The organism is Prevotella sp. MGM2, assembly GCF_002933955.1.
GTDB lineage: Bacteria > Bacteroidota > Bacteroidia > Bacteroidales > Bacteroidaceae > Alloprevotella.
In genome coordinates, this window is sequence record NZ_BEWW01000237.1 from 1 (window position 1) to 3,590 (window position 3,590).

Here is a 3,590-nt window from a genome sequence, read left to right on the forward strand (position 1 = left end):
AGATGATAAAATTCTCCGTCAACATTCATCGCGGCTGCTTCGGCGGTTGCGCTTTCTGCACCATTTCGGCTCATCAGGGGAAATTCATCATGAGCCGTTCCAAGGAAAATATTCTCCGTGAGGTGAAGGCCATTACACGCATGCCTGATTTTAAGGGCTATCTGTCGGATCTCGGTGGCCCGTCGGCCAATATGTACGGCATGCACGGCCGTAACGCCGAACTGTGTGCCCAATGCAAACGCCCCTCGTGCATATCGCCTGCGGTATGTCCTAATCTCAATGCGGACCATCGCCCGATTACCGATGTGTATCGGGCTGTCGACGCATTGCCGGGCATCAGGAAAAGCTTTATCGGCAGCGGCGTTCGCTATGATCTTCTGCTTCACCATTACAAAGACGATGAACTGAAAAAAGCGGCACAGACTTATACAAAAGAGTTGATAACGAAACATGTGTCGGGACGCCTGAAAGTAGCCCCCGAGCATACGTCGGACAGTGTATTGCGCCTCATGCGCAAACCGTCCTTCGAACAATTCAAGGCTTTCAAGGCCGTTTTCGACCGCATCAACCGCGAAGCCGGACTGCGGCAGCAAATAATTCCTTACTTCATATCCTCACACCCAGGCTGCACCGCTGAGGATATGGCCCAGTTGGCCGCTGAAACCAAGGACATGGATTTCCAACTGGAACAGGTGCAGGACTTTACGCCCACGCCTATGACCGTTGCCACCGAGGCGTGGTATTCGGGCTACCACCCCTATACGCTTGAACCGGTCTTTTCGGCACGGACTCCGGAGGAAAAACAACGCCAGCGCATGTTTTTCTTTTGGTACAAGCCCGAGGAGCGTAGCCGGATACAGACGGAATTGCGCCGTTTGGGTCGGCAGGATTTGTTGCAGAGGCTTTTTGGCGGCGAACAGTCCTTCTTGAAAAAAAATCCGACAGTCAGGAAAGAACACTCCGCAAAGCGCCAACGTTCTTCAGGTCGCCGCCGGTAAAATTACCGAGATGCCTCAAAAAGATACGGCAAGGGGGTGCGATAACAGATGTAGTTATCGCACCCCCTTGCCGTATTATTTTTTATGTTGGATTCCGAAGTGAAGGAATACTTCGGAGAACATCAGTCGTTGACATCGGGCAAAGTGTTATAGTCGCGGCTATAACGCAGCATTTGTCTGTCATAAGCCTCAGAGTAATCAATGCTTACATCAGTAATGTTGCCTTGAGTGTCACGTATAGCTGTGTAAACCGGATTGATAAAGCCTTTGTAGGGCGATAGGTGCAGTTTCTCGTAGCGGGCAAGGATTTCCTTGTGCAAGTCAGTGTCTACCTTTACGCCGTAGTTCTCCACGAGCAGACGGGCCGCTTCATAGTCGCCTTCGCTCTTGATGCGTTGCACCTCAGCCAGCAGTTTTCCGAAGAGTTCCCGCAGGGCTTCGTAATCGTTGATGCGCACGTAGGTCTTGCCTTTCTTTTTGATAAGTTCCACTACTTTCCCGTCTTTGCCCTGTTCGTAAACCCAGCGGGCTATGAGTGCACGGTTGCGCATGTGGGCCTCTTCGATGGTAGCGCCGGGTTTGATGCGCACCAATTGCGTCATGAGGCCGTTCATCATGTAAGTGTAATACTGGCTTTTGTAGGCTTCAAGATTAGGGGTCAGTCCGAGTTCCACGAGCTTTTGGTCGGCTACGTAGTAAAGACCGAAGAGGTCGGCGCGCGCTTCTTCTATCGTTGAACCGTAGGCTTTCAGCGTATCGGGGTCAGTGCCGGGCAAGAGTTTGCCGCTGCCGTGTCCGAGGCATTCGTGAAGATCGGTGTGAAGGTCATCGCAGACGTCACCGTAGGTTGCTATGAGCTGACGAGTGGGTTCGTCAATGACAAACTCCTTGTCCATGCCGCTGCCGTGTGCCGCTTTAGCGTAGGCCGCGGTAAGATTGCCGATGGTTACGCTTTTCGAGCCATGTTCACGGCGCACCCAGTCGGAATTGGGCAGATTGATGCCGATGGCGGTAGAGGGGTAAAGGTCGCCGCCGAGTATGGCCGCGGTGATGACTTTGGCTGATACGCCTTTTACTTTCTCTTTTTTGAAGCGGTTGTCTATGGGCGATTGGTTTTCAAACCACTGGGCGTTTTCCGACAGCTTTTTTGTGCGTTCCGTAGCTGCCAGATCTTTAAAGTTGACAATGCTTTCCCACGATGCCTTCATGCCCAGCGGGTCGCCATAACTTTCAGTGAATCCGTTTACAAAATCGACCAGACTTTCCGTGTCTTTCAGCCAGGCAATGGAGTAGGCGTCGAAAGTGCGGAGGTCGCCTGTTCGGTAGTATTCTACGAGCAGGTCTATCACCTTCTGCTGTTCAGGTGTGTCGGCAAATGGACGTGCCTTCAGGAGGTTTTCTACGATCTTCTCGATGGCCTGTCCGTAGAGTCCGCCTACGCGCCATACGCGTTCCTCCAGTTCTCCGTCGTCATTGCGTACAAGACGGCTGTTCATGCCCATCATGACGGGTTGCGGATCAAGTGGTGCCTTGCGCTGGGTGTAGAATTTTTCAGCTTCTTTCTGCGTGATTCCGGGCGCGTAGTAATTGGATGCCGAAGTCAGCACCAAGTCATCGCCGTCCTTTTGGTTGACGCGCATGGGCATTACTGTCGGATCGAAAATGACAGGGAATATTTCATCGCACAGAGCGTCCACGCTTTGCCCTTCTGCAAGGGGCAGTTTTCGGGCGTCAACCTGTTTCAGGGCATTGCGCAGTTCCTCCGGTTTGAAGTCGGGCAGGAATTTGTCACAGCCGTAGTGATGGTGTATGCCGGCGGAGAACCATACGCGTTTGAGATAAGTTGAAAGTGCCGTATAGAAAGCATCCTTGCGGTTGCCGTTATAGTCGGTGTAAACTGTCTCGAGCATGCGGCGTATGCGCAAGTTGTAGCGGCCGTTCTGGTCGAAGAGGATGTCACGGCCTTGGAGCGCGGCCTCACTGAGATAGTAGATAAACGTTTTCTCCTTCAGCGTGAGCCGTTCGAAACCCTCCACTTTGTAGCGGAGCATTTGTATGTCGGCAAACTGCTCATCGTTGTAGCGGAAGTTGTCGCTTTGCGCCTGTGCATCGGTTGAATAGGCAAAAGCAGCGCTACCGGCCATCATCATGGTCATAAGTTTTGTCTTCATATAAAGCGTTGGTGAATAAGCTGGCACATTGTGTGCCTAAGGTGCAAAAGTACGAAATAAAAATCACCCGGCCGCGGTTTTTTACTCTTCGTCAGGATGTTTTTCTTTAAGGCGGCGGCCGTCAGGCTGAGGCCGTCTTATATTTTCTTTAAAAACCTTATTCTTTTGTGGCATAATTAAAACTTTATGCATCGGAAATAATGCCTATCTTTGCACTAGCACAAAAACAAACAAAAACCGGTCGGGATATGGCCGGTAAAAAGAAATAAGCACCACACATGCATTTCTTCATAATAAAATCTCTCTCTGCCGGAGTTTGCATAACTCATGGCAGACGAAATCCTCTTTCTGCGGTTGTAAATATCGGCTAAAGGAGGATTTTTCGTGTAGGGCCGGTGTCTTGCCGGTTGGGATAATGCCC

2 protein-coding genes are annotated in these 3,590 nt (G+C 51.2%); one reads left to right on the top strand and one right to left on the bottom strand.

The genetic code is table 11. From position 1 onward, the window contains the following. Nucleotides 1-998, top strand: a 998-nt coding sequence (locus tag C5S62_RS05900) for a DUF3362 domain-containing protein (RefSeq protein WP_133159520.1), incomplete at its 5' end; no start/stop codon positions are given. A gap of 122 nt (nucleotides 999-1,120) precedes the next feature. On the opposite strand, the gene C5S62_RS05905 is transcribed toward C5S62_RS05900, so the two are convergent. Continuing rightward, a complete protein-coding gene (locus C5S62_RS05905; RefSeq protein WP_104404475.1) occupies nucleotides 1,121-3,169 on the bottom strand; it encodes a dihydrofolate reductase in 2,049 nt (682 codons plus the stop codon). Nucleotides 3,170-3,590 lie beyond the last annotated feature (421 nt).